Consider the following 26342-nt stretch of genomic DNA (forward strand, 5'->3'; position numbering starts at 1 on the left):
TTATGGTGGAGACTTTACCACCTAACTTGGTGTCCGGGATCATTAAACCACTACACTATTGAGGGAGTAAGTAAAAGTTGGTTTGTATTGGAGCCCGCAGGACCAGACTCAATAACTGAGGGATCCGATAAAAGGATCAAAGCAGGGACTTACAAATTATGGCCCTATAGCTCACCGAAGTATCCTAATGTATATGAATTACAAAATGTTCCGGGGAGAACGTTTATTCTAATCCATGCTGGAAATTATCACAAAGACACTCTTGGGTGTTTGATGCCTGGTAAAACATGGGGGAGTGTGGCTAAATCTCATTACTATGTGGGTAATAGCAAATCGGCTCTGAAAGAAATTTTTGCTGAAATCGCGAGCTACAAAAAAATTACCATAAATATATCTAATCAGTTGGAGCAGCAATGATGATAAGGAATATGGCAATTTTGATTGTGTCTGTTTTTTGCTCAGGGCTACTGTATGCTAAAACGCCAGAAGTAAGCCTCTTACATAACTGGATGATAGAAAACTACAAATCTATTGAATTAAATCTTGAAAAAAAAGAAGGTTCGAAAATAGTTCCTACGCTTTTTTCTTTGGTAGAAATTTGGAAACGTAGAGACGGAGCTATTTCCGGAGAAGTTTCTCCCTTATTGTTGATTGCGCTAAAAGTCGAGCCTCAGAATACTCTACTTTTACTATCTGAAAGCCCAGAGTCTTTTGACAAATGGTTAAATGAGCTAGAAGGGATGGTGTTCACAGACCATACAGGCAATGAGGCGAATCGGTTAGAAAAGTTAAGAATTGATGTATTAGCAACAATGAAATCTTACTCTAGAAAACAGCCGGATAAGTTAAAATCAATGGCTGACGCACTTATTGAAAGGTTGGAGGTTATAAACGTGAGCGTGATAGATTAAGCCAGTACTAGCAGCCAGCTAACAAAGCATTTAAGAGTGATTCGCAACGCGTGGCATTTTTACTATGCGTTGCGTTTAGTGTTTAAGGTGGTGTGCGGTGGTTTCGGTATTGCGTTGCTCACACCTTAATGCGGCGTTAGCTTTATCAATCCAATCGTTAAATGTAAGAGTTAGAATTGTCAAGTACAATGTTGCTTTGATACTTGCCGAAAAAGGGACTCTTGGAGGCATGTAATTGAGTTATTTCAGCTAGTATTTCCTCAATTTAATGTGAGGATAGAATAAATGACTGGCAAAAAAATCAAAGCAATATTAAATCTCAGACGCATAAAACAGTATGGAGAGACAACGTTAGGAAAACTAACTATTGAAGGTATCGACAAGAGTTGGTTTGTTCTCGAACCAGGAGGTCCTGACTCTATAGTTGAGGGTTCGGACAAAAGAATTTCGGCTGGTACATACAAAGTGGAACCATTTAGTGGTACCAAATATAAAAATGTGTACGAATTAAAAAATGTTCCAGGACGGACTTATGTTTTGATTCACGCAGGCAATTATCACAAAAATACGGAAGGCTGTCTAATGCCTGGTAAAAGTTGGGGAGTGTTAAAAGATTCTCATTATTATGTAAGCAATAGTAAATTGGCGTTAAAAGAAATTTTTTTAGAGATTGGTAAGTATAAAGAAATTGAGATTAGAGTAACAAATCAACTGGAGAAATGATTCATGTTAAAAAATATTGTGATTTTAATTTTTCTAATGTTTTCAAGTTCTGTTATCGCATCTACCCCACGTACAGAGCTCAACCTTCTCTGGATGAAAAATAATTATTTTGTAATTCAAGAACACTTGGAAAGTGATGAATCGAAAATAGTTGTCCCTACAATAAATACTCTGGGTGAAATATGGGTTCACAGGGATGGTGCTGTTTCTGGAGAGGTGTCCCTTTTGTTGTTAGTTGCCTTGACTCATCATACCTATATTACGCTAGCAGTGCTTTCATCAGAGCCCGATTCGTTTTCAAAATGGTTAAATGAATTACAAGGAATAGTTTTTACGGATTTCAATGGAGGAGAAGTTGAACAATTATCTCATGCTAAAGAAGATCTTGTTCGTGCTTTGAGTTTATATATGAACTCAAATCCGCAAGTAGCGCTAGCTCCTTATGGCGAGAGCTTACTTGAACGACTTGAGGGAATTTCAATCCGAAGCGTAGATTAATATGTCTGCTAAAAATTGAGTTGTAGTGTTTCGAACAGAAAGCTAACAAAGCATTTAAGAGTGATTCCCAACGCTTGGCATTTTTGGCACCATCGTTGGGGCATGTCAGCCCAGCTGAGTACGAAAGTATGTAGTTATGTACTGTCTACTTTTTGTGGGGTACACCAGTGTAATTGATTTGGTAGTAATAATGGCTAGATGTATATCTCGGTACTTTATTGAGTTAGAGCAAGAAATAAATCTTTCGTTTTCATTAGACAACTGTATTGTTGAAACTGTCCAATCGATCGATGAAGAGGAAACCAATGAATTTGGTTACTTGATGATAACGATCGAATTTGAGTGTGAAGACTATGAATCACTGTCTGATGCTCCTATTTTTGTGAGGGCAAAGTATCTAAGTATATTAGGGGTTGTTTCCTATTTGATAGATGAGCCTTTCGATGTTTTTGGATCTTCGTCAGAGTGTAAGCGTATCGAGGGTAATTGGGATTTATCAGTAAGCAATATGTTCATTCTTGATAATGTTGATAAAACCGACAAACTGGAAGAAGTATTAGGGTGGATTCAACATGCAAGACCACATGAGAAAGCGCTAATATTTTCTTTACTAGACCGTTGGCGTAAAGCTAGGTATATGGAAAAAGATACGGAAGTAAGCTTCTTGTACAATTATGAAGCGACATTATCATATTTTCATGTTTTAGAACTCTTGGGTGATTTATGTGCTAAAGAGTTGGCTAAAAAGTCTAAAGTTATGTTGGAACAATTCTGCTTACATTATAATCAAGATATATTGTCTCTTTCGCAAGTTGCATCAGAAAGTGAAGCTGTTGCAAAAGCCAAATTACTGTCCAGCGTATTGGAAAAAGATATATCAGCATATGCAAAGATCTGCTTTTACTTGAAAAAATATGAATTATATGAGGAGCGTACCGCATACTGGATAAAAAACTTAATTGAGGCTAGAAATAGTGTGGCTCACGGTAGAAAAGTTTTTTATGAAAAAGCAATATTTCCAGTTGAGCCTTTTTTCCCGCTATCAACTACAGAATTGTATCCTTTAGTTTTTCTAAGAATACTTACAGCAAAAGTTATCGCTGCATATATTGGAGTTTCTTGCTACGCGGAGGAGTGGGAAGATGTCTTACAACATCTTAATCGTGGCGATCAAGCAACGAAAGCCTATTTGAACGAAGCAAATTTTCAACCACCTGCATCGCTATTGCAAGAATATCGCTCGATTGTTCTTGGTGGCATTAACGACCTTATTCTATCAAAAAGAATAAAATCAACTACATGTGTAGACTTCTATCGGTATTATCTTCAATTAAGTGATGGGCGTGAAGAATTTTTGCAGGAGAATACCCATGGGCTGATAATTATGCTTGAAGAGACAAATGATGCTGTATTTTCAGAATTGCTAGTAGAGGCAATCATTGAACTCAATTCTACTGAGAGCATATCTTCAATTAAATTTAGAGACTTGATTTATTATTTGGACTTTCATGGGTTTAAAACAGAGAAATTAAAAAACCTAATCGCTTCAGGGCGTGTGAGATAATTACACATAACAATCTGTTCAAGAGTGATTCGGCACGCGTGGCATTTTTACTATGCGTTGGTTTTAGTGGTTAAGGTGTTATGCGGGAGCTTCGGTATTGCGTTGCTCACCCCTTAGCAGGGCGTTATGCAACACGAACATTTCGAACTTCGTCCCTATTCACACATATGCTACAAGTTTTCACTTTCTACTGCTGTAAGATGTGCTTCATTATTCATATGGAGGAAGTTAAACATGGAAAAGTGTCCAGCAATTGTCGGCGTTGTTTTCGATGATAAAAGCTTAGCCGCGATAGACAGAATAAATGAGCTACATGAATTGGAGAAAAGTGCGCAATTCTTTATCTCACTTGGAAACTTAATTAATATCTTTGGTGGAAATGTAGTCAAAGGAGCAGGGAGTAGTGGTGTAACCAAAGCTATCTCTGCAATTCCAGCAAGCGATACTATGCATAAAGCACGAGATGTTAGTATTGCAGTCGGTAGAGGTGTTTCTTCTGATGCAGGACAAACTGCGTGGAATATAACCCAAGCAAACTGGGAGTATTACTTCAAATCCTACAGCTCTCTTACCGTTATTAAGCTTAGACAAATTGAAAACATTGCTACGGAACAAGCCTTAGAGCATGTAACAGACAGAAAGCAGTACAGGTTTTGGAAAGCTATATCTGATGGGTGTAAATTATGAGAATAGCTCTTACATTTTTTTTGATGGTATTTTCAATTATTTCCAATGCAGATCAAAGTGTTGAAGATAAGCTATTCACTGACTTAAATAATTCAATAGATGCTTTGGGTTCTCGGATAGCCGTTTGTAGTAAGATCTCAACGAAAAATAAACCCGATGAAGAGACCTTAAAATTTGCAAAGCAAAGACTTAAGGAACTTACTCCGGTATTAGCTCATATTAATTATTTAGCGATTGAACGCTGTAGTTTTAGCGAGAAAAAAGAACTGGCGTACAGTATGCTTATTGCAAAAAACAATGCTAAGCGTCAGAGTACTTTGGAATTAGTTAAAGCGACGGAGAAGATGACATTTCCGTTTAATACAGAGTCCCAAGCTAAATTTGATGCTTTAAGTGGGGAAATCAAAACGTTTTTAACAAACAGCAGTTTTTTCAGTAAGCCATTTGACGTATTAGCATTCTACGAATCGGTTGCTGACATGTAAGTGTTGCATAACAAAGCATTTAAGAGTGATTCAGCACGCGTGGCATTTTTGGTATGCGTTGGTTTTTGGTGTAGAAGTGCTATGCAGCGGCTTTCGCATTGCGTTGCTTCAACCCTTAGCAGGGCGTTAGGCATCAAAGGTTACAAATGTACAGCTCGATATTGATACTATTGTATGGCCTTTTGGTTTCGCTTGGTGCAGTTTCTGGTACGTGCACACAGGGAGATGATGGGCGTTTTTATGCTTCGATAATGTCTGGCTCAGTGCTGTTCATTGTCATTATGCTCAGGCTTCTTCGTGAAAATAGAGGTTCAAAATTTATATGGATTACGCCTTTAACTGCTTTGCTAGTTGCTATGTCAGTAACTTATTTCTGGGCTCCTTTTGTAATTGAAACAACCTTTGAAGGTCATCATTTGTGTGGCAAAGAATTTGATTCTCATTTAGTAGAGTCTGATGTCTGGTCTAGAAGCATACCAACGCTTCATATTGTTTTCTCGTTGGCTATTTTCATGCTTTCATTTTGGAAGTTAATTAGGAGCAAAACGGGTAAGTAGTTTGTGGTGACAAGATGCCTAACAAACTGCTCAAGAGTGATTCGCAACGCGTGGCATTTTTACTATGCGTTGCTTTTGGTGATTAAGGTGGTATGCGGCGGCTTTGGTATTGCGCGCCTCACACCTTAATTGGGCGTTAGGTTTTCTGCTAATATCTAGAGCACGTAAGAAGTCTCATATTTGTTTCTTTACAGTGAGCGTGTGGGGTGCATATTGTTGGGGTTGCTATGACAGGGACTTCAATATGCAAAATATTCAGGACAAAAGAGAGTTTGAGGCTGCGATTCAAGCTTTAGAAGCACAAGCAGTGAATGTTGGCCTCCATATGGCGGTAGATGCGGAAGCTAGGTAGCTTTACTCGGGACAAATAAAGCGTTTTTCTGAATAGTTAAAGTTAGAAGTAAAACAAGGAAAAATTAGTTGGAAGGAAGCTGCAAAAAAGGCGAATGAAACTCGAAACGTAATTATGGAGATTATAAGGGGGAAGAGTACCCCTGTCGGAAACGCATATGCTCAGCAGTTGAAAAGTAAAGGTAGAAAGCTAAATGAACTGGTCGCGAAGAAAACAAACGAGATTTATCTTACCAAGCACTTCAACGATCTTTCTGTCGAACAAAATAACAGAGTGTATTCGGAAATCGTAAAGTCATCTGGCAAGTCTAATCCAGATGTTAATAGGCTAATGAAAAATATTTCAAGTGCAGGACGCGGTTTGATTGTTTTATCTATCGGTCTTTCTGTGTACACCATTGCCACTTCTGAAAACAAACTTGAGACAGCTGGCCGCGAGGCTTTAGCTGCAGGTGCTGGAATTGGCGGCGGTATTGCAGGAGGGGCAATAGCAGGTTTAGCTTGTGGTCCGGGAGCTCCAGTATGTGTAAGTGTGGGGGCTTTTATAGGTGGAACATTAACTGCATTTGGAGTGAGTATTGCGTGGTAGTTGATATGGAACTGTTATCAAAAGATAAATTGGAAATACGTGACGTTGAGAAAGGCAGTGAGTACATATCTAACAAGATCTTACTGGCTATTGAAGGCAGGCCCGCAAATTCTTTTGTCAAAGGTGCACAAGTAGAATATGGCGTAAAGTATGATAACTGTTACGTTATCTTTGTCACTGATGACATCCTTAATGAAGAAACGCTGAGAGTATATTTGTTTGATCTTAATGCAAAGCTGATCGATTACTTGTATATAGGTAGTGCTTATTCAACAGGGTGTTTACAAGAACTGACCCTTCAGAAAGACGGCTCAATATCATTTTCGTTTATAGGGGATACACTCTGGAATATAAAAGTATTATCCAAGGCAGAAATGATCATTCCTTTCGTATCTAAACCAAAGGGGGTCACCCGAAAAAACGTGTTTAGTAGCTTTTTACATGTTCAAGGCTCGCCAAAAGCAGAAACCTGACAAAGTATTTAAGAGTGATTCTCAACGCTTGGCATTGTCACTATGTGTTGGTTTATGTGATTAAGGGGCTTACAGGGAGATCGGTATAGCGTTGCTCACACCTTAATTTGGAGTTATGCGAACAAAACTGAGATTGACGTCGAGTTTATAAAGATTTGATGCTCGACAGTCCCTTATATGGACTAAATACTTTTTCAAACCAAAAGTTTGGAGCGTGATCATTGTGAGGTTTGTTTTAGTTGCACTAACACTGAACCATTTCATTTACTTATATTTTGAGTATTTTATCGACGGTGTAATGAGTAATCCTAGCGAAGTAGGTCAAGCTTCTGGGTATGGGATGGTTTTCTCATTGTTAATCTTTCCTTTCCAGCTTTTTCTAGAGCTAGTATTTATTGTCGCTTTGCTTTACCAAACTTTGATAGTTCGTCAATGGAACGCGAGCATATGGTACTGGTCTACTTTTTCATTAACGTTGCTTCTGATTCTAGATATTGGGTACTGACTTTGCATTTTCACATAACAAATTGCTCAAGAGGGATTCACCACGCGTGGCATTTTTACTATGCGTTGGTTTTAGTGAGTGAGGTGGTATGCGTAAGCATGGAGGTGTAACGAGCATGAGTCGACAGGGCAACTGTTGGGATATGTCAACTAAAGACTATTCTGTTATCTATAAATCATCACTCCCTAGCGATAAAAGATTAGTAAGTAGTTATTCTATTAATGTTATTAGGTTGGCGTTAGCACAAGCTGGAATAAAGTGTGCGATAATAACTAGTACATTAAGATTTCCTGAAGAGCAAGCGTCAATAATGTATAGAAACGCTAGAATTTATTTGAAAAAACAAAAACAGCTGTATGGTAAAAATGGCGACGCTGTTCTTGATGTGTATAATAGTGATTCAAAAAAAGACAAACATGAAGTTATAAGATTAATGAAAGAAAAAATAGAACTATTAGCTAGAGATGGTAAAAGGTTTCAAAGCATTGTACAACTGTTGAAGGCTATAAGAAATACAATGTTATTGATATCGGTGTTAATTCTATAAGAGCTTCTAATAGAGAGTTTTTTCTGTGCAAAAGTTTACGGCTGTTTTGAAAGCATTAACAGAAGACGGATATATCAATAATTTCATTGATGAAACAGGGAAGTCAAATAAATGTTGGCATATAGAAGTTGTCCTAATGCAAAAAAATCACGAGGTTTGATTGATGAGAATATCCAGCTTCATATTGATCTTTTGCTTGGCTTTAAGTCCATTTTATTCATGTGCTTGTGATGAAATCTCTTTCATGCCATTGATCAAAGGCTCTTCTGCATTTTATGTCTATGAGGGGATTGATACAGATAGTGATGAGAAAGTAATAAGGCACTATTACACTTTTAGTGATGGAGACCAGTTAATATTTGAAAATAAATACTGTCTAATGAATAACAATGTGGTCAATTATCAATCAGGAAAATTAAATTTAGATAAGCTAAAATCACGAGTTGGTCTAATACTAGATGGTGTTAAAGATAAACATCAATTAACAGTTAGCCCAGACTTTTTTTCAATATGGTTCTATGATAGTGAAAAACTTGAACTTGTGGTTGATTCAAAATTCTCAACTATAGAGGTATCTGGAACACGGGAATATAGTAAAAATTCGGTGTTACATGAAATGATTAGTCTATATATTGGTGTTGGAGGTGAGCACTAGGGGCATCGTCGGTGCACACTTAGTATCAAGTTTGAAGATGCGATATTTTCTACCGATGCGCATGAATATACTCTGTTGGTGTCTTGTGTGAACACATGGAGATAACTAAACCCCAGAGTAGGTACTCAGCATGTATTTACGTAAGCCTTGCTGAGTACAAAAGAATGCGGTTGGTTTTCGTTAGTAGTTCTTACCTTCTTTGTCAGCAACCAATTACTCTAAGTCAATCACACTGCAGCGGATGGAGAGCGTGTTTACTGCAGCGCCTGGAGATAGGCTTCTAACAAAACCGAGTGCTTTCGCAAGATCTTGGGTTTCAATTTTCAACTTATTATCAATACGTCCATCGTTGGTCATATCGGTATCTACGACACTAGGGCATAAGCAGCATACCTTAACTCCAAAAGGAAGCAGCTCCTGATAAAGTGATTGGCTGTAACTTACCATCGCAGCTTTTGTCGCAGAATATGCAGCAATCTTAGGGACTGGAACTAAACCAGCCGTAGAGCCAAGGTTATATATTTCTCCATACCCTTGCTGTTTCATCTTTTCAGCAATTAAATTGCAAGCCGTGATTGTCGACAGCAGGTTGACGTTTACTAACTCAGAGAGCGTAGCTAGCGAGAGGTCCGTATTGCCGGCGGCCAAGACACCTGCGCTGTTCACCAAAACGTCGATGTTTTCATGCATTTCGATAATGGACTTGATAGCTGATTCAACATCAGAAGGGTTATTGAAGTCGACAGACACTGTCTCAACTAGACACGAGGGATACTTTGCCTTCAGCTCAGTGTGAGCCTGTTCAAGATTTTTTGTATTTAAGGCAAGTAACACCAAAGTGTATCCTTCCTTGGCGAAGTAATGAGAAATGGTTTTTCCAATCCCGCGGCTAGCGCCGGTGATGATGGCAACTTTAGACATAGTGTGTCCCTAAGTGATGTGATTAGAGGATGTAAAAATTAAAACGGCTCATAGGGGAGTTGAGCCGTTGGTAGTGCGAAACTAATTAACGTTCAGGCGTCGTCAATAATCTAATCGCACTGTCTACCGCATTGTCGATACCTTGACGGCTTTCTAATTTACCAGAGCTGGCTGGGCCAAGTGCGCATGCGTAGAGAGCAAGCTGCTTATCAAATGGTAAATCCAACTGTTCATAAAGGTTTTGGCGGATTTTTGCGTGGTGTTCAGGTTCTTGGTTAGCAAGGTTGACAAGCGTGTCATAAATAAGCGTTTTCATATAATTCCTTTTTTATTGCACGGGGTGCATATGTATTTTATTCGATTGCAGTTAGAAGTTAACAAGCACCAATCACAGAAAAACGGTCTGATATAAATTCGCAATGCGAAGTAACTCAATTCGAGATAAACATAAAATACCATTAGAATCATTAAGATAGAAGGTGTTGATATTTTCAGTTTGCTATCTGGTAGGAATGTCGAACTGTCCGTTTATCCGTTGTCTACGTATTTCGGGTAACCATATTTTGTGGCCTTAAGTGATGCTATTTTAGAGCAGAGTATGGTGCCGCAAGTGTTGCATCCATTCATGGTTATTTCAGGCTTTGCCACTTCATCACATGCATTCAGTTTGAGGCGTGTCTGAAATTAGACAAAAAGAGATTTGGCGCATTTGACTCTGAAGGTGAGTTTACACAGTTTAAAAAGCAATGGTTTTTGACCTTGTATGGTGACGTCCAATACATCATTCAGCAATACAGCCTCTGAGGGTTGAAGAATGGTACGTCAACGTACTTAAGTTGACTTTGATTAAACGGATTTAATTTGTTATGAAAAAACTCAGTCTTGTGTGGAGCATGTTTGTGTCCTTGCCAGCTATTGCGGAGCCGACGTTATCATTGGTTGATGCAGCGAAGCAACGGACTCAGTACGACATTCGTTATGATGGAAGCTACTACCAAATTAGCTATCCCAATGGCGATGTCGCTGCTGATATCGGAGTCTGTACTGATGTGGTTATACGCAGTTACAGGAAATTAGGCGTCGATCTGCAAGTTCTTGTTCATGAAGATATGAGAGACAACTTCTCTGCATATCCATCCAAACGAATTTGGGGCTTGGTCCGTACCGATAGAAACATTGATCATCGCAGAGTCCCCAATTTACAGGTCTTCTTTCAACGTCATGGAACCGAAATACCCATCTCAAGTGAAGTTCATAATTTCAAGCCTGGTGACATTGTCACGTGGATGCTACCCGGGAACCTCCCTCATATTGGTATCGTTACCGATGATTTATCGACAGACAAACGACGACCTTTGATTGTTCACAACATAGGAGGAGGTGTCGTATTGGAGGATATGTTGTTTGATTACCCTATAACCGGTCATTATCGGTTTGAGCCAAAATAGAAGGAACTCATCTTTTGCAAAAACATTGCGTCGTTCTTGGCGGAGGTGGTTGGATGATGGGAGAGATCCCAAGCCAACTCGACCAATACATCTTGTCTTTAATGGGCAAGAAGAACCCCAAAATCTGTTATCTCTCAACTGCTACTGGGGATGCGGAAGATGTCATCACCCGTTTCCACAGTGCTAAGTTGAGTGAACACCTCACACACTTTCCTCTGTTCAAGTTAGAGAAAGGCTGGCGAACCAAGTTGTTCGAGCAAGATGTGATTTACGTTGGCGGTGGCAATACCCGTTCTATGTTGGCTCTATGGAGAGAATGGGGCATCGATGAGATTCTCAAAGAGTGTTACAACCGCGGCATCATACTTTGCGGGATGAGTGCAGGTGCTATTTGTTGGTTCGATTATGGGATTACCGACAGCGATCCTGAGGCTTACTCCATCATCAAAGGGCTCGGTCTTTTGAAAGGTTTAGCATCTGCTCATTTTGTAGAGAACGACGAGAAGCACGACCTGTTTGAGCGTTTTGCCCATAGTCAGCTTGATGTGACCTGCTACGGTCTCAGTGATTATGCCGCACTGCATTTTGTCGATGGTAATCCAAGCAAAGCCATATATAGCGATGAGAATGCTCAAGTCACAATCCGAAATGGCAAAGATGAGATTTCAAAGAGATAAACCCAACTTAGATGCGCTCACTCGACTGTTCAGAAGCGGGAGCAGATGTCTTCTCTTTTGGCTTCGAAGGCAGCCAAAGGCATTACAATGGCAACAGATTTTGTTATCTGACAGCTTAAGAGTGCTAGGCAGCTACCAAACTTCAATAAACATCGGAGAGCGTGTCGTGAAACGCGCTTTGAGTAACAAGCATCAGTTTTGGGCTTTGCACGTTGTGGCGACATCAAAACAGTACATGGGCGACTATGATGAAGCGATAAGCTTGTTCATACAAAGTCAGGCGTCTGCTACTGAGCTGTATTTGAGCTTTAGTTATCAGCATTTGGGCAAGTTGTATGTAGAGCAGGGGCGATTGAAAGAGGCAGAAGCGCTGTTTAATGAAGCACTTAACATCAGACGAAAATACGATAAGCCGCTTCTGGAGTCATCGACGTTAAAAGCGCTTCAAGGATTGGAAGAGTTAAGGAAGAACAGTACAAGGAACGTATATGAACCATAAGATTTGGCTTTTCATTGCCATTGTATTGCTAAGTGGACCTTCCATGTTACCTATTAGCCTAGAAGCATTCTTCCTCGTTGAGCTCGTTGGCTTTCTAGGAATATGGTCAATCTGTTCCCGCTACGTGTATGCTATCTGTGCTCATCCTTATACACGACGCTTTTGGGCATGTTTTACAAGCCCGGAGCAGCATTGGCTTACTCATTTTCCAATGATGGAACTGAAACGTCATCCGTCTCTCCTCATTCATATGTTGCCATATCGAAGCGTTGTAGCGTGGTCCATTCCTATACTGGTTAGTGTTCAGCTTATGGCAGGTTTTCGCTTTTAGTTCTGATTTGCGACCAGTTAGAAAGAGGTGATGTAATTGAACTAAATATCAGTCTGTTTCTAATTGCTAGTCTCTCCAAACTCTTTATATGTCCTTTTGACTAACTTATCGCTAGTGGTTTGATGAGGGCATAGGTGACTCAAGGAGGAGAGTAATGGAAGCACATTGGAAAGTAATAGAAGCCTTAGCGAATGGCACGAATCCGATAACAGGAGAGGAGCTGCCAAGTGAATCTCTCTACAATGAGCCTATTGTTATTCGAGCAATGTTTGCTGTTTTGCAAGATTTGAAGAAATCATCAAAAGTGAACAAAACCAAAAGAACCATTGAGCAAAGACAGCGAGAAAATGAATCGAATGGTTTACCAACGAACGCAGGATTGCCTTGGACACCTGAGCAACGCGAGCATTTATCTGAGCAGTTTTCCTCTGGTACAACAATAGCATCGCTCGCAGAAGAGCATGGTAGAACCCGTAATGCCATAACCGCGGAGCTAAAAAAGCAAGGGCTGATAGAAGCTTAACGTTTCAATAAACAGTTTCGCAAATAAAGAAAGCCCCGCAAATAGTGCGGGGCTTTGCAGTGAAAACCATGCGTTAAGAAGGGTCTTCACTTTTGACGTTTTCGAGTTTCTCTTTTCTATCTATGTCTCTCTCGATACTTTTCTTAAAACTACGCAATCGCCGGCGTCAAACTTGGTTTGTTTCGCTCAACCACGCTGATTGAAATCGCTAAAAACAGAATATCTTTCACAAGGAAAAAGTTCGCAATCAAAACTCCATCGGAAACTTTCCATGTATTTGGTGTCGTAACTAGGAAGCTCAATGTCGCAAGGAAGATAACACTTGCAGCGATACCAGAGTAGTAGGCAACCGTTGGTTTTTTCAATCCAACTAATAGGCCAATTGCGACGATGATTTCTGTCAGGCCAATGATATTAGACACGGCTTGAACTGAAATAACGTTATAGAGCCAAGACATAGCAGGGTGATTTACCACCAAAGGTTCAATGAGTTTGGCTTCGGTTGGTGTGAATTTATAAGTACCCAGCCAGATAAGAACAAGGGCAACGCCAAATACGCCAAGGTAGTAACCAAATTGTGTCGGTTTTTGGGAAACAGATGATGTATGCATAATAACTTCTCCTATAAAAGCATGTTTTTAAATGACCGACGGTTGAATAATAAAATTCTTATATTTATGGTTATATAAAATAACGAATGCCTATATAGCAAAAAGGCAAATAACAAATAGGTTGGCTCAAATGGAATTTGTTCCTGTAGATTTATCTCGTCATTTGGATTTATGCATCGCGTTTCGAAAAGATGCGTACCAAGTCAGTTTTGGTCATCAAAATGGGTTTGATACCCAAGAAATCACCTCTTGGTTTACGTCGATTGCGGAAGATCCCCAAGCAGGGTTCTTTCATGTCATCAAAGACAATCAAATCGTTGGGCAGTTGGAGTGTCGATATCCAGTTTTAGACGAGGAAGGACGTAAATTCGGTTACATCAATTTGTTCTATTTATTGCCCGAATTCCGTAATCAAGGGCTCGGTAGGCAACTGCAAGATTTTCTACTTAAACTTTTTGTCAATCACGGCTGCGGGTATGCGAGACTGAGGTATATTCCCGGAAATGACGCAGGTGAACGTTTCTATTACAAAAATGGTTGGCGTCCGGTGGGAGCTCCTGGTGACCGTGGGCAATTAATGCAGATCGATTTATTGGAGTACATATGATCACAATTCGTGACTTTCAAGAAGAAGATGCCCAGACACTCTGGGCTCTTTTCTTTAACACAGTGCGAAACGTTAATCGCAGAGATTACACCGAGCAACAAGTGAAGGCTTGGGCGCAGGAGGGGTTTGACTCTCAGCTTTGGTTAAAGAAGATGATATCTATCCAGCCGTTTGTCGCTGAGCTAGATGGTGTCATCGTTGGCTACAGTGATGTGCAGCCAAGCGGGTTAGTCGACCACTTTTTCTGCCATCATGAATACCAAGGCCAAGGTGTAGGGCGTGCATTGATGACTCATGTACTCAAACAAGCAGCAGCAAAAGGGCTGGATAGGATCTATTCAGAAGTGAGTATTACCGCTCGTCCTTTTTATGAGCACATGGGTTTTACTGTGGTGAATGAGCAGCAAATAGAAGTCCGTGGTGCTACGTTAACCAACTATGTAATGGAGAGGCACTTAGACAAAAAGGATGTGTGATCAATAAATAATCCTCGCTCAATTAGTGAGCTTGAACACAGATACCGCATGTTTTCTGCGGTGAATAAGAGTTCATTGATCTAACACCAGAATTCCTCCTCAAAAGCGCGCGCATAATTTCTCTTCGGAGTGGCGAAAGGAAGCCAGTTAAAACAGCTCCTTACGTCAGTCATCTCACGGCAAACCATCTCAGGAAGAGAAGTAGTACTATGCGCCCTTATCTCAAATACATCATCCCAACGGTGATCCCTTTGCTCATTCTGCTGATGCCACTATCAGCGTTTCCATTCGAAGGCATGACCATCATTCAGCAGCGCGTTATCGCGATATTTTTGCTCGCTGCACTTTGTTGGGTATTTGAACCGATCCCAATTTACGCCACCTCTGTGGTGATCATCGTGCTTGAGCTGTTGCTCGTTTCCAACAAGGGCATCATTTTCTTTCGGCTTGATGAGGGAGAGCCTCATTTTGGTGAGTTGCTGCAATACAGTGACATCATGGCGACGTTCGCCAGCCCAATCATCATGCTGTTCTTAGGTGGATTTTTCCTCGCGATGGCGGCAACCAAGTATCGATTGGACGTCAACTTAGCGCGCGTACTGCTTAAGCCGTTCGGACAAAACCCGAAATACGTCATGCTGGGTTTAATGCTGATTACAGCAATCTTCTCTATGTTCATGTCGAACACAGCAACGACGGCGATGATGTTGTCCATCTTGACGCCAGTTATCGCGGTGTTTGGCCCGAAAGATCCTGGACGCATTGCGTTTGCGTTGTGTATCCCTGTCGCGGCAAACATCGGCGGTATTGGTACTCCAATTGGTACGCCACCGAACGCGATTGCGCTTAAATACCTAGTGGGCGACAACCTCATTACCTTCGGTGAATGGATGGTATTTGGCGTGCCGTTTGTCATTGTGATGATGGCGCTAGCGTGGTTCCTGATCGATTTTCTCTACAAAGCTGAGACGACCAAAATTGACCTCAACATTAAGAGTAAATTCTTGAAAACACCGAAAGCCATCATTGTGTACATCACGTTCGCGGGCACGATTCTGCTTTGGTTGATGGGCTCAGCGCACGGCATGAACTCTTACACAGTAGCGTTGATTCCGGTCGCGGTATTTTCACTGACGGGCATCATCAACAAAGAAGACCTGAAGAAGATCTCTTGGGATGTGCTTTGGTTAGTATCGGGCGGTATCGCGCTAGGTCTAGCACTTGATAAAACAGGTTTGGCAAGGCTGGTGGTTCACAGCATTCCATTCGATGAATTCTCGCCTTATGTGGTGCTGTTCGGTGCGGCATTCTTATGTTTGCTGATGGCGAACTTTATGTCTCATACCGCGACAGCAAACTTGCTGATGCCAATTATGGCGGCGCTCGGCACTTCAATGGCATCGTTAACACCGCTCGGTGGTGAAGTGACGTTGATTCTAGTGGTGACCTTTGCGGCATCGCTTGGTATGTCTCTGCCAATCAGTACACCACCAAACGCGTTGGCTCACGCTACTGGCCATGTGCAAAGCAATCAAATGGCGCGCGTCGGTGTCGTGTTAGGTGTGGTGGGTGTGTTGCTGAGTTTCTTGATGGTGTGGATCCTTCACACCGTAGGGCACATTGGTTAAGCCATGTACGAGAGCAAATTGGATACGCTGGTAGAGCGTTACTTCAATCATATCGAGCGTCGCATCACGGTGTCGGTAGGCTCGGTATTGATTGAGCAAGACGGCTACAACGAGCGGCTCTATTACGTATTGTCTGGCGAGCTTGCTGGTTACTTCTCGGAGGATGGCAAAAAGCAGACTCAAGTGTTTGCGGCATCTAAGGGGGCGTTTATTGGCGTGCACAGTTTCTTCTCTGGAACGTGGACCGCTTCTTCAACGGTGATTGCACAAACAGACGTTGAGCTAGCGTGGATTGAGCGCAATACGCCAGCGGTAGAAGCAGGTAAGTACGGGCCTTTAACCGCGCAGTTTATGCCCGTAATGGTTAACGAGCTTTCTCGTCGCCAGCGCCGAGCGATGCAAGAAGCGTTGGGCAAAGAGAAGGCATTGCAAAAACTGCACACCGCAGAGCAAATGACGACACTTGGCCAACTTGCTGCAGGTATTGCGCATGAGCTCAACAATGCCATTGGTGTGGTAAGCAGTAAGTCAGAGCGCTTGGAATCGGTGATCATGGGATTGCTTGAAGAGGTCCATCCTGAAGCGAGCCAGTTTTTTGATTTTGGATTGATGCAAGGGCAAAAAATCTCTTCAAGTGAAGCAAGAACACGAGGGCGACACTTCGAGAAATATTACGGTTTGCCTAAAGATTTAGCCCGTGAGTTAGCCCGCGCTGTCCCGACCGATTACCTTAATGAGCACTGGTTAAAGCGGCCAGAAGAAGCGATTCGTTACTGGCAGATGGGGAGGGATTTGCACGATTTGCGCATTGCCTCACAACACACCGTTGGCATCGTGAAATCAGTGAAACAGCTAGGTCGTACAGACATCGACAAAGAAGAAGGGCTCAGAGTCAACGATTCGATAAACCAAGCACTTGCATTACTACAAAGCGATTTAAGACGTGTCAGTGTGCGCTTTAGTCCGGCTGATTTACCTTTGTTTGTTGGTTCGCAAACCGAGCTGGTGCAGATTTGGGCCAATATTTTAAAGAACGCTTGCGATGCGATGAGAGAAACGGATTCGCCAGCGATAGAGATACAAACGCGCGTGAGCAAGAATAAGATCTTGGTAACCATTGCGAACAACGGTCCCGAGATTGATGAAGCCACACGCAGAAAGATTTTCCGACCAAACTTCACTACCAAGAAAGGTGGGTTGTCGTTTGGCTTAGGGCTAGGGCTGTCGATCGTGAAGCGCATTGTGGCGGGCTATAACGGTTCGATTGCAGTGAAAAGCGACAGCGAAAAAACCATATTTAGAATTAAACTACCGGTAGAGGACGAACATGGACAAGCTTAATTTAATTTGCGTTGATGACCAGCGAGAGGTGTTAAGCGCGGTTCTGCAAGACTTACAGTCGTTAAGCCAGTGGCTCAACATTGAAGATTGCGAGTCTGCCGATGAAGTACTTGAATTAATGGATGAGTTAGACGCAGAAGGCGAGATGATTGCGTTGATCATTTCGGACCACGTGATGCCGGGTAAAACTGGTGTTGAGCTACTAACGGAGATTTCCAAAGACAGTCGATTTATTCGTACGCGCAAAGTCCTGCTTACTGGGCAGGCGACGCATACGGACACCATCAATGCGATCAACTCTGCGGGTATCGACCGTTATTTCGAGAAGCCTTGGCAGGCAGAGCAGTTGGTAGAGTGTGTGAGAAATTTAGTCACCAAGTACATCTTCGATATGGGTTTAGACTACACCCAGTACCACGAGCACTTAGATCAGAATGTTGTGTTTGACCGCCTGAGATAACCGCTGAAAACGATAAAAACTGAGCTAGAACACTCGCTAGCTCAGTTAGATTTTGTCGTAGTTTACGAAGCTATTGGCTTAAAAAGAAATTATTGGCTTAGCGTGTATCGGCTTGCGCTTGCCACTGACAGGGGCTTTGAGAACCAATAACCTTGCAGATAATCCACGCCCATTTCAGCAAAGAAATCACACATCTTCGCGTCTTCAATACCTTCAATCACCACTTCGATATTTTGTTCACGACACATGGTGATCAAGAACTTCAAATACTCACGAGAAGAACGGTTGGTCAGGGTTTTCCACGCCATCGATTTATCGATCTTAATTTGTGTCATCGGCAAATCGAAGAAGCAGTTTAATGAGCTGTAGCCTGCACCAAAATCATCCATAGACAGTGAAAAACCAAGTTCTCTTAGTGTGTTCAAAGGTGCAATGGCAGCTTGGTTGTTATCCAGAATAAAGGTCTCGGTAAGCTCAAGTACAATGGCTTGAGGCTCGATGCCTACTTGGTCCGCCATTGCTTTTATTTTGCTTGGGAACTCACTGTTTAACAGCTGCAATACAGACACGTTCACATTCACGCGAACTTGATTTTGATAGCGTTCTCGATAGCTCTTAATGAACTGACATGCCTTCTCAAACACTTGGTAGCCAAGCTCGACAATCAAGCCTTTGTTTTCTGCTACAGGGATAAACTCATCCGGGTAGATTTCGCCAAACTCTTTGTTGCGCCAGCGTACTAAAGACTCGAAACTCACGACTTGCAGATCGGATGCACTGACGATTGGCTGGAACTTGACACTTAGTGTTCTCTCTTCGAGCGCGTTTTTCAAACCTTGCTCGATAAAGAAATAACGATCCACAGCATACTGGGTTTTCTGACTGTACACCGCAATGCGGTCTTTATTTTTCTCGTTCGCGTATTGGCAAGTGCGCGCGGCTTTACGAACGATTTCTTCGGCGGAATGCTCAGGGTCAACACAAGGGTATAGGCCAATGCTGATATTGCTCCCTAAGTATTGACCTTTTTCAACCACCGCATCGTGATAATTCCGCTTGATGGTTTTTGCGTAAACTTGCAGATCTTCAAGCGGCACTTCATCAAGCACTAAAATCGCAAAGTCATCGTCGTGGACTCGATAGACGGTACAGTTTGGAGAAGGTAGGTGGCTTAAGGTTTGAAGCAGCTTCTCGACCAAGCCGTCGACAAGCTCACTGCCGTATTGGTTAAGGTAAGATTTGATTTCTTCAATCTGAATATAAAAAATCGACGCATGCGTGCTCTTGGATTCGATTAATTCATTAATATTCAAAAGCAAGTGCGCACGGTTTGCCATGCCAGATGCATTATCATGAAATGCCACTTGGTGAATATAGCTTTCCATTAACTTTCGTTCAGAAATATCTCGATGGCTGCCGACCATGTAGTGACCGTGCTCGGTTTCTTTGGTCATTGCCACACCTTCAATCCAAACATATTGACCGTTTGGTTTGCGAAGACGATAGGTGGTTGTCACACGTTCGTTGTTGGTATTGATGTGGGCATCAACACGTTTCGATAAGCGCTCTCTGTCTAACGGATGCACCAACTCTAGCCATTGGTCGAGGTTGACGCGTCCTGCGTTGATGCCGAACTGCTCATAAAAGCATTGGTTGTAAAAAACCATACTACCGAACTCGTTCATGTAGAAGAGCCCTTCATTAAACACATCGAAGATATGAATGAAGCGTTGTTCAACGATCTGCAGAAACTCACGATCGTGCTCTGAAATGATTTGATCAACCTTGTTGGTCAAGATACTGCCTCCGCAATCCTATTTGCTGTGGAGATGAGTAAATAAATCGGGCTACACGCAAATGACATATTTTTGAAGTTTGTCCTTCTACACTGCAAATGAAACAAGTTGAACCAGATGGAAAGTCTGTTTTGTTAACGAGCCTAAAAGTTTCTGTGCAAGAGAATAATTATTAGAGTATTGCGACTAATAATCGGCATTTATAAAACTTAGTCAACAGTAAATACTATTTGTATTAAGAAGTTATTGATTCATCACCCAAAATGCCTAAATAGTCTTCATCTGTGTTGATTGTTTGAACTATCTCCATAAATTAAATATGGTCTATTGCACTTTTGATGTCTCTTTTATTGACCTAAGACTCATTAATTTTAAATGATAGTGAATTCTTATAACAGTGAATGGTCAGATCTCTTATAATGCGTTTGCTAAATAATAAATGTTAACAAAGTTTCATGATATGCAGTACAAACCAGAAGACTCAATTAAGATAGCAATCGCGGATGTCGGTGTCGGAATGTTCGTCACTGCCATTGAGCAGAACAAACGCGTCAATCTTGCGAATGCTGGCCGGGTTTCAAGCGAGCAGGGCATCAAAAAGTTACATGCGAGCGGTGTGAAGTACGTTTGGGTCGATCAGAAACTTTCAGCACAACAGTGCGTCTTCAAGCCAGTCGAAGAAGAACACGATGTTACCTTGTCTGCCTCAGAAATCACGACGTCACCCAAAATCCAACGCGCTTTTCGTTCTCGTGAAGCACAGCATAAGCGTGCGAAAAAGTTGATCGCAGAAGCAAAAGGGTTAGCTCAGAAGCTCCTGAACCAAACGTTTGAAGGTAAACTCATCGAGGTCAACGAGATTGAATCATGGGCCGATGACATGATCGAGAGCGTTTTCATCGACTCTGATGCGCTTCAATGTGTCTCTGCATTACGCCAAAAAGATAGCTACTTGCTTGAGCATTCTGTAAACGTGGCATGCTTGTTGGTTTCTTTCGGTAAGCATTTAGGCTTAGATAAAGACACGCTCAAGCAGTTGGCGATCGGCGGCATCATTCATGATGTAGGTAAAATCAAAGTCGATGACGAGATCTTACATAAGCCTGCGCGTTTAACGCCTGAAGAGTTTGAACACATGAAACTTCACCAAGTATTTGCTGGTGAAATCATCTTGGGTGTAAAGGGCTTAAGTGATGTCAGTCGAGACGTATGTTTGATGCATCACGAAAAACTGGATGGTACGGGTTATCCACGTGGCTTATCTGGTGAACAAATCCCCATGCACGGTCGCATGAGTTGTATTGTCGATATTTACGATGCATTGACCGCAGATCGTGTTTATAAAAAGGGTATGAGTTCAGCAGAAGCGTTTAAAATCCTATTGAGTTTGACCCCGTTCCACCTTGATCCTGATTTGGTGTACAAGTTCATCAACTGCATCGGTGTTTACCCTGTTGGCTCGATTGTCCAATTGAGCGATGGACGAATCGGCATTGTGTGGACATCCAACGATTCTCAGCCGCTGAAGCCAATCGTAAAGTGTTTCTACTCACGTAAATACAAGCGTTACATCGATGTCGCGATGGTGGATTTAAAAAGCAGTTCGTATTCGGTTGAGAAGGCGATAGCGCCGTCATCGTTAGAAGTGGATCCAAAACCTTTCTACGACTAACACAGGATAACCTCACACTTAGTCGTGTTTGTGAGCAACTTTGTCGAATAAGTAATCACTTTACACGATTGCATATTCCCAGTATGTTGATTGCATAAATAGACAGTTCAAAGTGACCTAGTTGAGAGATAAACGAAGGCGTGTTTTCTACTTTGGCTTTTTGCCGAGACTCTTTACTCTGATCGCTTTGTTGAAGGGCTTGTTTGGCTGTTAATCTGTTCAGTTATGAACCGAATGATGTGGTACTTTTCTATAAAACGTTTCATGGATTGAAACGCAGATTGAAGTCGTTATTCCACGTAATTCACCCATTCATCCGTACATTGGAAAGGAGCGCCAATGCAACTCGATACTTGGATCTACTATACCCTCGCGATACTTGTTCTGACCGCCTCTCCGGGCCCTAGCTCGTTACTTTGCTTGAGCAAAGGCGTCAGCAGCGGCTTTCGCCAAGCGTTTGTGACTGCGCTTGGCAGTTTAACCGCGATTACCATCATTCTTACTCTGTCTTTCACCGGCCTTGGTGTTGTGATTGCTTCTTCAGAGTTCGTATTTAACATCATCAAATGGTGTGGTGCGGCGTACCTTATTTGGCTTGGCATCCAGGCGTTACGCTCAAAACAAACCGACTTTTCGCAAGCTAAACCGGAACAAGCGTCTTCTGATTATTTTAGTGCGTTTAGCAGTGGGTTTATAGTTGGAGCAAGTAACCCTAAAGCGATTGTTTTCTTCACCGCGCTGTTTCCCCAGTTTATTGACCCTTCTGCATCGCTATTCACTCAATACATGATTTTTGCTAGCACCTTTGTTATGTTTGAACTGAGTTGGTTAACTTTTTACGGCTTACTGGGAGTGAAGACATCGAATTGGCTATTTGCCAAGGGAAGAGCTAAGTTGTTTAACCGTCTGACTGGCGGCGTATTCATCAGTGCGGGTTTAGCTTTATCGACCGCGCACAGAAGTTAAAAACGTGGATCGACCTAAACTATTAAATAGTAAGCTAAATTAGAAAAATCTTATTTCCAAAGTGGAAATTGACGTTTTTGTTTTTTTCATTAGTGGCAAAGAGTCCTGAGGCGTAGAATTCAACCTACCCTTTAGAGGTATAAGCTCGAAAGGGTGTATCCGTTGTATTTTCTTCAGGAACATCTTAGATGACTCAAAGCCTTTCTGATCTTCAGCAGCGCTTCCTTGCTATCGCGACAGATAGCAATTTGTCACCAAAGCAGAAATCGAACTTTCTTGCTTTGGAAGCGGAAGCCACTATTCCATATATGACTATCTCTGATGAGGTAAGCCAAGCAATGCAGCAAGGCGTCATATGTGACATGTTTGAAGGTCACGCGCCGTTTAAGCCGCGCTATGTTTTGCCAGATTACGCAAAATTTCTTTCTCAAGGTTCTGAATACTTGGAGTTAGAACCAGCAGAAGATTTTGATGATGCGATCAACATGTTGACCATCATTTACCATCATGTGCCTTCGGTAACCAACATTCCGGTTTACCTTGGTCAGTTGGATGATGTGCTCATGCCTTATGTCGGTGATCTTACTGACGAGCAGATTTACAAAAAACTGAAACACTTCTGGATTATGCTGGATCGCACATTACCAGACGCGTTCATGCACGTGAACATTGGTCCGACGGACAACATTATTTGTCGTACGATTTTGAAAGTAGACGCTGAGCTAAAACAGATCGCGCCAAACCTAACGTTCATGTACGACGAAGCCGTCACACCAGACGATCTGTTAAAACAAGCAACGCAAAACATTTGTGAGTGCAGCAAGCCACACATTGCGAATTACCCAATGCACGCGAACGCGTACGAAGGTGCTCGCTTTGGTATCGTGAGTTGCTACAACTCTCTGCCGTTGGCTGGTGGTTCAAACACACTTGTGCGTATGAATCTTAAAGAAGCGGCGAATCGTGCAGACAACTGTGATGACTTCTTCATCAACGTGCTGCCGGAATACCACGGTTTGATGGTTGAGCTGATGGATGCCCGAGCTTCACACTTGCATGAGAAATCTGAGTTCTTTAAAGGCTTCCTGACTCAAGAAGGTTTGATTGAAGAATCTCGTTTTGCGCCAATGTATGGCATCTACGGTATGGCAGAAGCGGTAAACGTGTTGCTAGAAAAAGAGGGCAATGCGAGCCGTTACGGCCAAGATGCTGTTGCAAACGAGTTAGGTCATAACATCTCCGCTAAATTGGCTGAATTGGTAGAAAACACGCCAGTGAAGTTTGGCCTAGAAGGCAAAGCATTACTGCATGCCCAAGGTGGAATTAGCCTTGACTTGGATGTGACACCAGGCGTTCGAATTCCTTATGGCAACGAACCTGATCCTGTGTCTTATGTACAGGCAACGGCAGGGCATCACCAGTACTATCGTTCTGGCATCAGCGACATTCTGACCATCGACGAAACGGTGAAATCAAACCCTGAAGCGATGTTCAACCTTTGTAAAGGTGCGCTAAACGCAGGCTACCGTGAGTTCACGGCAAACGTTGCTTCAAATGACTTGGTTCGCGTAACAGGTTATATGGTGAAGCTGTCTGATATCGCTAAATACGATGCGGAAGGCTCACGTACCAATACCACATTCCTAGGCGCAGAAGCGGCGAAGAACACCGGTATTTTAGGGCGTTCACCACGCGTGGTGAGCCACGAAATGTCACCAACTTACGTTAAGTAACGAGTGACAAACAAGAATAAGATGACTAGACGATCGGTAAACCTCTTGGCTAAGGTCACTCGAATCCTTCCGTTCTCTTGTGTTGATGGACCGGGAAGCCGTCTAGTCATCTTTCTACAGGGTTGTAACTATCAGTGCATCAACTGTCACAATCCGCACACCATCAATCACTGTAATCATTGTGGTGATTGTGTGAGCGAGTGTCCGGTTGGCGCGCTGAAGTTCGACGAAAGCAACAACGTTGTTTGGCTTAAAGAGGAGTGCACCCACTGCGATCGTTGTACAGAGATATGTCAGCACCAATCTAATCCAAAAATTACTGACTACTCTGTGGAGGCAATGCTCGATTTGATACGCAAACAGCGCTTTTTTATTAGCGGTGTTACTGTATCCGGTGGGGAATCTACCTTACAGCTTCCTTTCATTACTGCGCTATTTAAAGGGATCAAACACGATCCTGAATTGCAGCATCTCACTTGTTTCATCGATAGCAATGGGTCTTTATCAACCTCGGGTTGGGAAAGAGTGTTGCCGTATATGGATGGGGCGATGATCGACCTAAAATCTTGGCAAACTGATACGCACCATTGGTTAGTCGGACGTGACAATCATCGTGTGTTTCAAACCATTCAATACCTAGCGCAAGTAGACAAGCTTTATGAAGTACGATTACTGCATATTCCCGGAAAAAGTGATTTAGATACTGAGGTCATGATGCTGGGGCATTATCTGCAAGCGCTGCCAGAATCAGTCAACATTCGCCTGAACGCGTTTCAACATCACGGCGCGGTTGGTGAGGCGCAAGAATGGGAGAAATGCTCTAAGGATGAAATGGAACGCTTTCACGCTCGATTAAGTCAGTTTGTCAGCAGACCAATGACCATGCCATCGGTCTACGTGTAGCGCCGCAGAGATAACTTTAGAGTTTGTTTACTCTTGGTTTGCTGCATCCTCCCAAGGTTTCACACGCCTTAAGCACTTGCTGTTGTAGCCATCTTAAAGCGGGATCGTTAAGACTCGCTTTATTCCACACCAAACTGTACGCCACTTGCCCGTACTCGAATGGCAAAGGTCTTTCTACCAAGCCATTCGCCTGCAGTGCCATTTGCGCCCAAAGTTTTGAACAAGTGAACAGATAATCGGAGTGATGACACATTACTGCGGCTGAACCAAAGTCCGCCACATGCATCGCGACACTGCGCTTGGCGTAGCGCTGAGTTAAGTTCTGTTCAAAGTAGGGTTGAGATAAGTCTTTATCGTGAATGCCGATGTGTCTTGCGCACAAATAGTTTTCTACCGAGAGTTCTTCTTTTGCCAATGGGTTGTTACCGCCCATCAGGCAGATCATTTCATCCTCTAGAATCGTCTGCCATACCAAGTCTTTGTTGTGGGTTGGTGGCTGGCTGATGTCGTGCGGCAGAATCAAAAAGTCGACTTGCCCGCGGATCAGAGAATCGAAGCTCATTTGTTCTTTCGCATAGACGTTCAATTGCGCTCTACTGCCCATCTGTTGAGACAGGTTTTGCAGCATAGGGGCGAAGATCTCAAAGGTGCTTTCACGCATTGCTAATGAGAACCGGCCTTCGTAATACGCGGGATTAAATGAGCCTTGGTAAAGCAAACCATTCATGCTGGAAAGAATGCCGTGCACTGAAGGACCGATGTTCAATGCAAACGGAGTTGGGACTAAACGAGTGCCATCGCGGTAAAAAAGGTCATCTTTTAGAATGTCACGCAATTGGCTGAGCGTTTTACTCACGCTGGAAGGGGTCACGCAAAGTTGTTCCGCTGCCTGAGTAACGCTGTGTGTCGTGAGCAGCATGTGCAATACAGTAAGGTGTTTAAGGCTAATGCGTGAGAGTGTTATGTAATCCATTCGCAAGACTAATTCGTGTGATTTTGTCCAGTATATCAGTATGAAACAATTTTTTACTATTGTAGAAACACGGAAAATCAGGCGTTTCTTTTCGTGTTCTATATAAACATTTGGCTCAACTCGGCACCTGATGGGGTGAACGAAGGCAATAACCTTTAGAGTACGAAAGGTGGCTGACATAAGCCTGACAAAATAAGGGATTGCGAAGGAATAGGAGAGGTGATTTACTCAG

The 26342-nt window shown here is 42.4% G+C and carries 30 protein-coding genes; 25 read left to right on the forward strand and 5 right to left on the reverse strand.

Annotation, left to right across the window (positions count from 1 at the left end; genetic code table 11):
* The 12 genes from GXP65_RS25110 to GXP65_RS02920 form a co-directional block, all read left to right on the forward strand.
* On the forward strand, positions 1-417 hold a 417-nt coding region (locus tag GXP65_RS25110; RefSeq protein ID WP_205455431.1), incomplete at its 5' end, for a DUF5675 family protein.
* Positions 414-911: a hypothetical protein gene (locus GXP65_RS02845; RefSeq protein ID WP_162091940.1), complete on the forward strand. Its 498-nt coding sequence runs from the start codon at positions 414-416 to the stop codon at positions 909-911. The genes GXP65_RS25110 and GXP65_RS02845, both read left to right, overlap by 4 nt.
* Positions 912-1196: 285 nt before the next feature.
* On the forward strand, positions 1197-1634 hold the full coding sequence (locus tag GXP65_RS02855) for a DUF5675 family protein (RefSeq protein ID WP_162091941.1): 438 nt from the start codon (positions 1197-1199) through the stop codon (positions 1632-1634).
* A gap of 3 nt (positions 1635-1637) precedes the next feature.
* On the forward strand, positions 1638-2132 hold the full coding sequence (locus tag GXP65_RS02860) for a hypothetical protein (protein WP_052437393.1): 495 nt from the start codon (positions 1638-1640) through the stop codon (positions 2130-2132).
* Between the two features lie 190 nt (positions 2133-2322).
* Positions 2323-3696: a hypothetical protein gene (locus tag GXP65_RS25180; protein ID WP_162091942.1), complete on the forward strand. Its 1374-nt coding sequence runs from the start codon at positions 2323-2325 to the stop codon at positions 3694-3696.
* Positions 3697-3930: 234 nt separating this feature from the next.
* On the forward strand, positions 3931-4383 hold the full coding sequence (locus tag GXP65_RS02875; protein ID WP_162091943.1) for a hypothetical protein: 453 nt from the start codon (positions 3931-3933) through the stop codon (positions 4381-4383).
* Complete coding sequence (locus GXP65_RS02880; protein WP_162091944.1) at positions 4380-4868, forward strand: hypothetical protein; 489 nt, start codon at positions 4380-4382, stop codon at positions 4866-4868. Before GXP65_RS02875 ends, GXP65_RS02880 begins: the two co-directional genes overlap by 4 nt.
* Before the next feature lie 146 nt (positions 4869-5014).
* Entirely contained in the window at positions 5015-5425 is a 411-nt protein-coding gene (locus GXP65_RS02890; protein ID WP_043883645.1) for a hypothetical protein, read from the forward strand.
* Positions 5426-5945: 520 nt separating this feature from the next.
* Positions 5946-6365 carry a hypothetical protein gene (locus tag GXP65_RS02900; protein WP_240334945.1) on the forward strand — a complete coding sequence of 140 codons (420 nt, stop codon included), beginning with the start codon at positions 5946-5948 and terminating at the stop codon, positions 6363-6365.
* Positions 6366-6370: 5 nt separating this feature from the next.
* Positions 6371-6838, forward strand: coding sequence for a hypothetical protein (locus GXP65_RS02905; protein WP_162091946.1), 468 nt, complete (start codon positions 6371-6373; stop codon positions 6836-6838).
* A gap of 593 nt (positions 6839-7431) precedes the next feature.
* A complete protein-coding gene (locus tag GXP65_RS02915; protein WP_240334947.1) occupies positions 7432-7890 on the forward strand; it encodes a hypothetical protein in 459 nt (152 codons plus the stop codon).
* 244 nt (positions 7891-8134) lie between these two features.
* A complete protein-coding gene (locus tag GXP65_RS02920) occupies positions 8135-8545 on the forward strand; it encodes a hypothetical protein (protein ID WP_162091947.1) in 411 nt (136 codons plus the stop codon).
* 213 nt (positions 8546-8758) lie between these two features.
* Here GXP65_RS02920 and GXP65_RS02925 read toward each other — a convergent pair whose 3' ends face one another.
* Both GXP65_RS02925 and GXP65_RS02930 read right to left on the reverse strand, forming a co-directional pair.
* Positions 8759-9466 (reverse strand): SDR family NAD(P)-dependent oxidoreductase, encoded by a 708-nt coding sequence (locus GXP65_RS02925; protein WP_162091948.1) that lies wholly within the window; start codon positions 9464-9466, stop codon positions 8759-8761.
* An 85-nt stretch (positions 9467-9551) separates the two neighbouring features.
* Positions 9552-9782: a PAS factor family protein gene (locus tag GXP65_RS02930; protein ID WP_005433781.1), complete on the reverse strand. Its 231-nt coding sequence runs from the start codon at positions 9780-9782 to the stop codon at positions 9552-9554.
* A 550-nt stretch (positions 9783-10332) separates the two neighbouring features.
* On the opposite strand from GXP65_RS02930, the gene GXP65_RS02935 reads away from it, so the two are divergent.
* The 4 genes from GXP65_RS02935 to GXP65_RS02950 all read left to right on the forward strand — a co-directional run bounded on the left by GXP65_RS02935 (position 10333) and on the right by GXP65_RS02950 (position 12944).
* Positions 10333-10914, forward strand: coding sequence for a DUF1287 domain-containing protein (locus GXP65_RS02935; RefSeq protein WP_045384062.1), 582 nt, complete (start codon positions 10333-10335; stop codon positions 10912-10914).
* Positions 10915-10928: 14 nt separating this feature from the next.
* Positions 10929-11591: a peptidase E gene (locus tag GXP65_RS02940; protein ID WP_162091949.1), complete on the forward strand. Its 663-nt coding sequence runs from the start codon at positions 10929-10931 to the stop codon at positions 11589-11591.
* Between the two features lie 166 nt (positions 11592-11757).
* Positions 11758-12090 carry a tetratricopeptide repeat protein gene (locus GXP65_RS25195; RefSeq protein WP_228286563.1) on the forward strand — a complete coding sequence of 111 codons (333 nt, stop codon included), beginning with the start codon at positions 11758-11760 and terminating at the stop codon, positions 12088-12090.
* Positions 12091-12575: 485 nt separating this feature from the next.
* Positions 12576-12944 (forward strand): hypothetical protein, encoded by a 369-nt coding sequence (locus tag GXP65_RS02950; RefSeq protein ID WP_162091950.1) that lies wholly within the window; start codon positions 12576-12578, stop codon positions 12942-12944.
* Between the two features lie 149 nt (positions 12945-13093).
* On the opposite strand, the gene GXP65_RS02955 is transcribed toward GXP65_RS02950, so the two are convergent.
* Positions 13094-13555 carry a DUF417 family protein gene (locus GXP65_RS02955; RefSeq protein ID WP_162091951.1) on the reverse strand — a complete coding sequence of 154 codons (462 nt, stop codon included), beginning with the start codon at positions 13553-13555 and terminating at the stop codon, positions 13094-13096.
* Between the two features lie 130 nt (positions 13556-13685).
* Between GXP65_RS02955 and GXP65_RS02960 the strand changes: the two genes are divergently transcribed.
* The 5 genes from GXP65_RS02960 to GXP65_RS02980 all read left to right on the forward strand — a co-directional run bounded on the left by GXP65_RS02960 (position 13686) and on the right by GXP65_RS02980 (position 18067).
* Positions 13686-14162 carry a GNAT family N-acetyltransferase gene (locus GXP65_RS02960; RefSeq protein ID WP_077200641.1) on the forward strand — a complete coding sequence of 159 codons (477 nt, stop codon included), beginning with the start codon at positions 13686-13688 and terminating at the stop codon, positions 14160-14162.
* Positions 14159-14638 carry a GNAT family N-acetyltransferase gene (locus GXP65_RS02965; RefSeq protein ID WP_162091952.1) on the forward strand — a complete coding sequence of 160 codons (480 nt, stop codon included), beginning with the start codon at positions 14159-14161 and terminating at the stop codon, positions 14636-14638. The genes GXP65_RS02960 and GXP65_RS02965 overlap by 4 nt, the downstream gene beginning before the upstream one ends.
* 209 nt (positions 14639-14847) lie before the next feature.
* Complete coding sequence (locus GXP65_RS02970; RefSeq protein WP_005433728.1) at positions 14848-16266, forward strand: SLC13 family permease; 1419 nt, start codon at positions 14848-14850, stop codon at positions 16264-16266.
* Between the two features lie 3 nt (positions 16267-16269).
* Positions 16270-17607, forward strand: coding sequence for an ATP-binding protein (locus GXP65_RS02975; RefSeq protein ID WP_162091953.1), 1338 nt, complete (start codon positions 16270-16272; stop codon positions 17605-17607).
* Complete coding sequence (locus GXP65_RS02980) at positions 17594-18067, forward strand: response regulator (RefSeq protein WP_038889456.1); 474 nt, start codon at positions 17594-17596, stop codon at positions 18065-18067. Before GXP65_RS02975 ends, GXP65_RS02980 begins: the two co-directional genes overlap by 14 nt.
* 89 nt (positions 18068-18156) lie before the next feature.
* Here the strand turns inward: GXP65_RS02980 and GXP65_RS02985 are convergent, their stop codons facing one another.
* Entirely contained in the window at positions 18157-19863 is a 1707-nt protein-coding gene (locus tag GXP65_RS02985) for an EAL domain-containing protein (RefSeq protein WP_162091954.1), read from the reverse strand.
* Positions 19864-20323: 460 nt separating this feature from the next.
* Here GXP65_RS02985 and GXP65_RS02990 point away from each other — a divergent pair, with 460 nt between their 5' ends.
* From GXP65_RS02990 to GXP65_RS03005, 4 genes are all read left to right on the forward strand, one after another.
* A complete protein-coding gene (locus GXP65_RS02990) occupies positions 20324-21535 on the forward strand; it encodes an HD-GYP domain-containing protein (RefSeq protein WP_162091955.1) in 1212 nt (403 codons plus the stop codon).
* Between the two features lie 339 nt (positions 21536-21874).
* Positions 21875-22501 carry a LysE family translocator gene (locus tag GXP65_RS02995; protein WP_162091956.1) on the forward strand — a complete coding sequence of 209 codons (627 nt, stop codon included), beginning with the start codon at positions 21875-21877 and terminating at the stop codon, positions 22499-22501.
* A 188-nt stretch (positions 22502-22689) separates the two neighbouring features.
* The gene (locus GXP65_RS03000; RefSeq protein ID WP_162091957.1) at positions 22690-24234 is read left to right on the forward strand and encodes a YjjI family glycine radical enzyme; all 1545 of its coding nucleotides are present in this window, start codon (positions 22690-22692) and stop codon (positions 24232-24234) included.
* Between the two features lie 21 nt (positions 24235-24255).
* On the forward strand, positions 24256-25137 hold the full coding sequence (locus tag GXP65_RS03005; RefSeq protein WP_162091958.1) for a YjjW family glycine radical enzyme activase: 882 nt from the start codon (positions 24256-24258) through the stop codon (positions 25135-25137).
* A 16-nt stretch (positions 25138-25153) separates the two neighbouring features.
* Here the strand turns inward: GXP65_RS03005 and GXP65_RS03010 are convergent, their stop codons facing one another.
* The gene (locus GXP65_RS03010) at positions 25154-26110 is read right to left on the reverse strand and encodes a LysR family transcriptional regulator (protein ID WP_005434030.1); all 957 of its coding nucleotides are present in this window, start codon (positions 26108-26110) and stop codon (positions 25154-25156) included.
* Positions 26111-26342 lie beyond the last annotated feature (232 nt).

The organism is Vibrio sp. LB10LO1 (assembly GCF_010092875.1).
Classification (GTDB): Bacteria; Pseudomonadota; Gammaproteobacteria; order Enterobacterales; family Vibrionaceae; genus Vibrio; species Vibrio campbellii.

Excerpts from the sequence above, each read along its gene's own strand:
- GXP65_RS02880 (WP_162091944.1), top strand. The coding sequence starts at position 4,380 with ATGAGAATAGCTCTTACATTTTTTTTGATGGTATTTTCAATTATTTCC.
- GXP65_RS02905 (WP_162091946.1), top strand. The coding sequence starts at position 6,371 with ATGGAACTGTTATCAAAAGATAAATTGGAAATACGTGACGTTGAGAAA.
- GXP65_RS02975 (WP_162091953.1), top strand. The coding sequence starts at position 16,270 with ATGTACGAGAGCAAATTGGATACGCTGGTAGAGCGTTACTTCAATCAT.
- GXP65_RS02930 (WP_005433781.1), bottom strand. The coding sequence starts at position 9,782 with ATGAAAACGCTTATTTATGACACGCTTGTCAACCTTGCTAACCAAGAA.
- GXP65_RS02935 (WP_045384062.1), top strand. The coding sequence starts at position 10,333 with ATGAAAAAACTCAGTCTTGTGTGGAGCATGTTTGTGTCCTTGCCAGCT.
- GXP65_RS03000 (WP_162091957.1), top strand. The coding sequence starts at position 22,690 with ATGACTCAAAGCCTTTCTGATCTTCAGCAGCGCTTCCTTGCTATCGCG.
- GXP65_RS02915 (WP_240334947.1), top strand. The coding sequence starts at position 7,432 with ATGCGTAAGCATGGAGGTGTAACGAGCATGAGTCGACAGGGCAACTGT.
- GXP65_RS02920 (WP_162091947.1), top strand. The coding sequence starts at position 8,135 with ATGCCATTGATCAAAGGCTCTTCTGCATTTTATGTCTATGAGGGGATT.
- GXP65_RS02980 (WP_038889456.1), top strand. The coding sequence starts at position 17,594 with ATGGACAAGCTTAATTTAATTTGCGTTGATGACCAGCGAGAGGTGTTA.
- GXP65_RS02855 (WP_162091941.1), top strand. The coding sequence starts at position 1,197 with ATGACTGGCAAAAAAATCAAAGCAATATTAAATCTCAGACGCATAAAA.
- GXP65_RS03005 (WP_162091958.1), top strand. The coding sequence starts at position 24,256 with ATGACTAGACGATCGGTAAACCTCTTGGCTAAGGTCACTCGAATCCTT.
- GXP65_RS02875 (WP_162091943.1), top strand. The coding sequence starts at position 3,931 with ATGGAAAAGTGTCCAGCAATTGTCGGCGTTGTTTTCGATGATAAAAGC.
- GXP65_RS02950 (WP_162091950.1), top strand. The coding sequence starts at position 12,576 with ATGGAAGCACATTGGAAAGTAATAGAAGCCTTAGCGAATGGCACGAAT.
- GXP65_RS02845 (WP_162091940.1), top strand. The coding sequence starts at position 414 with ATGATGATAAGGAATATGGCAATTTTGATTGTGTCTGTTTTTTGCTCA.
- GXP65_RS02860 (WP_052437393.1), top strand. The coding sequence starts at position 1,638 with ATGTTAAAAAATATTGTGATTTTAATTTTTCTAATGTTTTCAAGTTCT.
- GXP65_RS02990 (WP_162091955.1), top strand. The coding sequence starts at position 20,324 with ATGCAGTACAAACCAGAAGACTCAATTAAGATAGCAATCGCGGATGTC.
- GXP65_RS02995 (WP_162091956.1), top strand. The coding sequence starts at position 21,875 with ATGCAACTCGATACTTGGATCTACTATACCCTCGCGATACTTGTTCTG.
- GXP65_RS02925 (WP_162091948.1), bottom strand. The coding sequence starts at position 9,466 with ATGTCTAAAGTTGCCATCATCACCGGCGCTAGCCGCGGGATTGGAAAA.
- GXP65_RS03010 (WP_005434030.1), bottom strand. The coding sequence starts at position 26,110 with ATGGATTACATAACACTCTCACGCATTAGCCTTAAACACCTTACTGTA.
- GXP65_RS02890 (WP_043883645.1), top strand. The coding sequence starts at position 5,015 with ATGTACAGCTCGATATTGATACTATTGTATGGCCTTTTGGTTTCGCTT.
- GXP65_RS02960 (WP_077200641.1), top strand. The coding sequence starts at position 13,686 with ATGGAATTTGTTCCTGTAGATTTATCTCGTCATTTGGATTTATGCATC.
- GXP65_RS02970 (WP_005433728.1), top strand. The coding sequence starts at position 14,848 with ATGCGCCCTTATCTCAAATACATCATCCCAACGGTGATCCCTTTGCTC.
- GXP65_RS02955 (WP_162091951.1), bottom strand. The coding sequence starts at position 13,555 with ATGCATACATCATCTGTTTCCCAAAAACCGACACAATTTGGTTACTAC.
- GXP65_RS02965 (WP_162091952.1), top strand. The coding sequence starts at position 14,159 with ATGATCACAATTCGTGACTTTCAAGAAGAAGATGCCCAGACACTCTGG.
- GXP65_RS25180 (WP_162091942.1), top strand. The coding sequence starts at position 2,323 with ATGGCTAGATGTATATCTCGGTACTTTATTGAGTTAGAGCAAGAAATA.